This is a genomic window from Moraxella sp. CTOTU47579 (assembly GCF_032004885.1).
In the GTDB taxonomy this organism is placed as follows: Bacteria; Pseudomonadota; Gammaproteobacteria; order Pseudomonadales; family Moraxellaceae; genus Faucicola; species Faucicola tetraodonis.
Genome location: NZ_DALZOJ010000032.1, coordinates 1 through 4011 on the forward strand (window position 1 = coordinate 1; position 4011 = coordinate 4011).

2 protein-coding genes and 1 pseudogene are annotated in these 4011 nt (G+C 41.2%); all 3 read left to right on the plus strand.

Annotated features, from left to right (window positions below):
* The first annotated feature begins 223 nt into the window (after nt 1-223).
* Nucleotides 224-1477, plus strand: coding sequence for a cation:proton antiporter (locus tag RTP55_RS11040; protein ID WP_065263969.1), 1254 nt, complete (start codon nt 224-226; stop codon nt 1475-1477).
* Between the two features lie 10 nt (nt 1478-1487).
* Nucleotides 1488-2450, plus strand: coding sequence for a mechanosensitive ion channel family protein (locus tag RTP55_RS11045; RefSeq protein WP_312386055.1), 963 nt, complete (start codon nt 1488-1490; stop codon nt 2448-2450).
* Nucleotides 2451-2598: 148 nt separating this feature from the next.
* Nucleotides 2599-4011: pseudogene (locus tag RTP55_RS11050) on the plus strand (DUF389 domain-containing protein); the annotation flags it as partial.

The following is a 4011-nucleotide window of genomic DNA, read 5'->3' on the forward strand; positions in this document are numbered from 1 at the left end:
CTGGTTTTTTAGACAATTAAAGGATACTTAAAAATACTCGACAAAAGTCGTTAAATCCCTATTTCTCCGTTTTCTGTGCTGACCCCAGGTTAAAGACAAAGAGCCGATGCTTGTCTAAGATTGAACCCTAAGTAATTCACATCAACACCCTTATTGCGATTTTAGCTGAATTATGCATTAGTTTTCGCTACACTGATACAAATTTTATTTTGAGATCAGACGCATGAATGCTTTTGACATTGCTGCTATTTTCTTGACCTTGACTGCCTTACTTGCTTATATCAATCATCGCTTTATCGGTCTACCGACTACCATCGGTGTGATGGTCATCTCACTGCTGCTGTCACTTATTGCGATTGTTCTCAATGCCTTAGGGTTTGATACACTGATTGATTATGAAAAAATGCTGGTCGGTCAGCTTGATTTCACTGAAATACTCATGGATGGGATGCTCTCCATGTTGTTATTTGCTGGTGCATTGCATATCAACTTGCAAGATTTACGACGCTATAAGCTGCCTATAGCCTTGCTTGCTGTGGTAGGTACGGTGGTATCAACCTTTATTGTCGCAGGACTGACGTATGTCGCCTTACAATGGCTAGGGTTTAACCTTGGTTTTATCTGGTGTTTATTGTTTGGGGCGCTCATTTCACCAACCGACCCGATTGCTGTTATGGGGATTTTAGCCAATGCTAATGCCCCTAAAAGCCTTAACACCGTAATTTCGGGCGAGTCATTATTTAATGATGGGGTTGGGGTGGTGATTTTTATGTTGCTACTTGGCGTACTGACAAGCGGCGAGATACCAACAGCAGGGCATATTGGGCATTTATTGTTAATTGAAGCAGGCGGCGGTATTTCATTTGGCTTGTTACTAGGTGCCGTGCTGTATTATTTGTTAAAAAGCATTGATTCGTATCAAGAAGAGGTGTTATTAACCTTGGCTGGGGTATTAGGCGGTTATGCGTTGGCCAGCCACTGGCATTTATCAGCACCACTTGCGATGGTTGTCGTGGGTTTAATGGTCGGCAATCAAGGGCGAAGCTATGCCATGAGCGATAATACTCGTCACTATGTGGATTTGTTTTGGGAACTCGTTGATGAGATTTTAAACGCCATTTTGTTTGTATTGATTGGTCTTGAAATTGTGATGGTGAGTTTGAATAGCAATTTGCTAATAGCGGCGATATTAGCGGTAGCGATTGGTTTACTCGCTCGTTTGATGGTTGTTGGCGGTGTAACGTTTAATCTACAAAAATATTTAGGTTTGCCCAAAGGTGCTTGGAAAGTATTGACTTGGGGTGGACTGCGAGGCGGTATTTCAGTGGCATTAGTATTACAATTACCTGCCGGTGCCGAGCGAGATTTGTTATTAACGTTGACTTATGCGATTGTGGTATTTTCCATTTTAATTCAAGGTCTAACGATTGGCCGAGTGGCAAAAAGTGTGACAGCCAGTCAGCTAAAGGTGCTTTAAAGGTATCGATATGTTTGAATTAATCCTATTTTTTATTGATTATTTGCCTGCCTATGTCAGTATGGTGAGCCAAGCGGATATGCTGGGCGACAAGGTGAATGAATACCAAACCATTATGACATCAGCGAATCATCTATTGCAGCAGATGATAAGCCGCATTCCATATTTGATAGTTGCTTCACTTGTGTTTGTAATATTTTGGGTGTTGTCGATTTTTTTTAAAAAAGCGGTCACTAGAATACTAGGGAGTCGTAAACACCATCAAAATTTAGTTACAGTCTTTAGGCGGGTGGGTAGTGCACTTATTTTATTTTTAGGCTTTATGGTCGCCATGATTATCGCTGTACCAAGCTTCACACCGGGTAAACTCATTAGTGCATTAGGGATAGGGTCGGTTGCGATTGGTTTTGCTTTTAAAGACATCTTCCAAAATCTATTATCAGGCATATTGTTATTATTATCAGAGCCATTTCGTATTGGCGACCAAATTATTTCGGGCAATTTTGAAGGCACGGTCGAAGATATTCAAATACGTGCAACCACAATCCGCACCTATGACGGCAGAAAAGTCGTAATTCCTAATTCTCAACTTTATACCAGTACCATGACCGTCAATACTGCCTATTCACAACGCCGTCTAGAATTCGATGTAGGCATCGGGTATGAAAACAACATCATTGATGCTCAACGAGTGATTTTAAGTGTGTTAAAGGCAGCGCCAACGGTCTCGAAACTGGCAGAACCGTCTGTAATTGCTACAGCATTAGCAGATAGCAGCGTGGTTTTAAGGGTGCGTTGGTTTATCGATGATGGTACACAGACTAATCGAGTAGCTTCTATCAATGAAGTTATTATTTTGGTTAAGGAGGCATTGGAAGAAGCGAATATATCCATTCCTTTTCCGGTTACTACATTGGATACCAACCATCCATTATTGGTAAAAATAGAAAATAGTTCAGATATAAAAAACTAACCTTGTCCTTTAATCAAGTAAAATTATTATGATGGATTTAAGCACATTAACGTTTACCAAAATAAAAGATCATTATAACCCGTTCAATCTATCTTCTAGCTTGCGTAAGACCTCAATCGCTCGCCGCACGACACCGGTAGAAGTAACTGATAACCTTGCACTGACACAAGAAGATATCGAAAACTTGACCGAGCAAGGCTTTGATGAAGACACCATTGAAGCTGTTGCCCAAGCAGTGAATGAGCAGCTTAGCAGCAATGCCAATGAAAATGAGGACGAAACTGATAAAAATTCGACCACAGAAACTGACTCGACTACCAATAAGCAAATCCATGCTGTCGATTCCTCAAACGCTGCAATAACTAATATCACCCCTGAATCTGTCGATAAAAATATCCATCAAGCCACCCAAAAACAATTAGAAGCACAACAAGAAACCCAATACGAAGCGTTTAAACAATATCTCGCTAAAAAGAATAGCGAGCAAACCATTGATTACCGGCAGGTGCGCATCGACATTGAATCAGGTGCTTTGCCGACTCGTAGTTTTTATTTGCTCAATGGATTAGCAGCGATTATTGCTGGATTTGGCTTATTAGCAAATTCCCCAGCGGTTGTGATTGGTGCAATGCTGGTTGCGATGCTAATTGGTCCTATCAGCGGTATTGCGCTAGCCATTATCGATGCGCGTTTTGCCTTACTCAAAAAATCCTTACTGACGTTATTTTCAGGCGGTGTGCTGATATATGCGATTGGTATGATATTGGGTTGGCTTTACCCAGAACAGTCACAAAGCCAAGAAATCATCGCCCGTACCGCCCCCAATACTATGGATGTGATGGTAGCACTCGCAGGCGGAACTGCCGGCGCGTATGCCATGATTTCTCGCAATTTATCTGTTGCCGTAGTAGGAGTAGCAGTGGCAACCGCTTTGGTGCCACCGCTGACCGCTAGCGGCATATTGTTAGCAAATGGTAAATACGATTTGGCATTAGGGGCATTGATTCTCACGCTAACCAATATCTTAGCGATTCAGTTTACCAATGCCCTTGTGCTCTGGGTTGCAGGGTTTCGAAGGCTTGATACGGATGCTGCAGAAGATGAAAAAGTTAAGGATTCTAAATGGCAGCAAAGCTTGCTATTTATACGTCGCAATGCCGTATCCTTAGTACTGTTAATCGGGATTAGTATTTATTTAACCCTGAATTTTCAGCAAAAACTTAAACAACAAAGTTATGAAGCAGCCGTCAATAAAATTGTTAAACAATCCATTGCAAATCAGCCAAATTATGTAGTTAGCATTAGCTATGATGTGGCAGATAAAACCCCTAAAAAATCGCCTACTGATACGTCTAAACCTTACCTTATTCGCGTATTATTACAAGGTTTAACGCCACCGAAATATAGCGATATCCATTTAATGGAACAAAAAATTATTGCATTATCTAAGGCTCGCTTTCCAAGTCGCCCACAAGCTAAACTGCAAGTACGATTCGTACCAGAACAAGTGATTGAAACAACGCCAATCACTAAAGATGATGTTAAACTTGATGAGGCATCA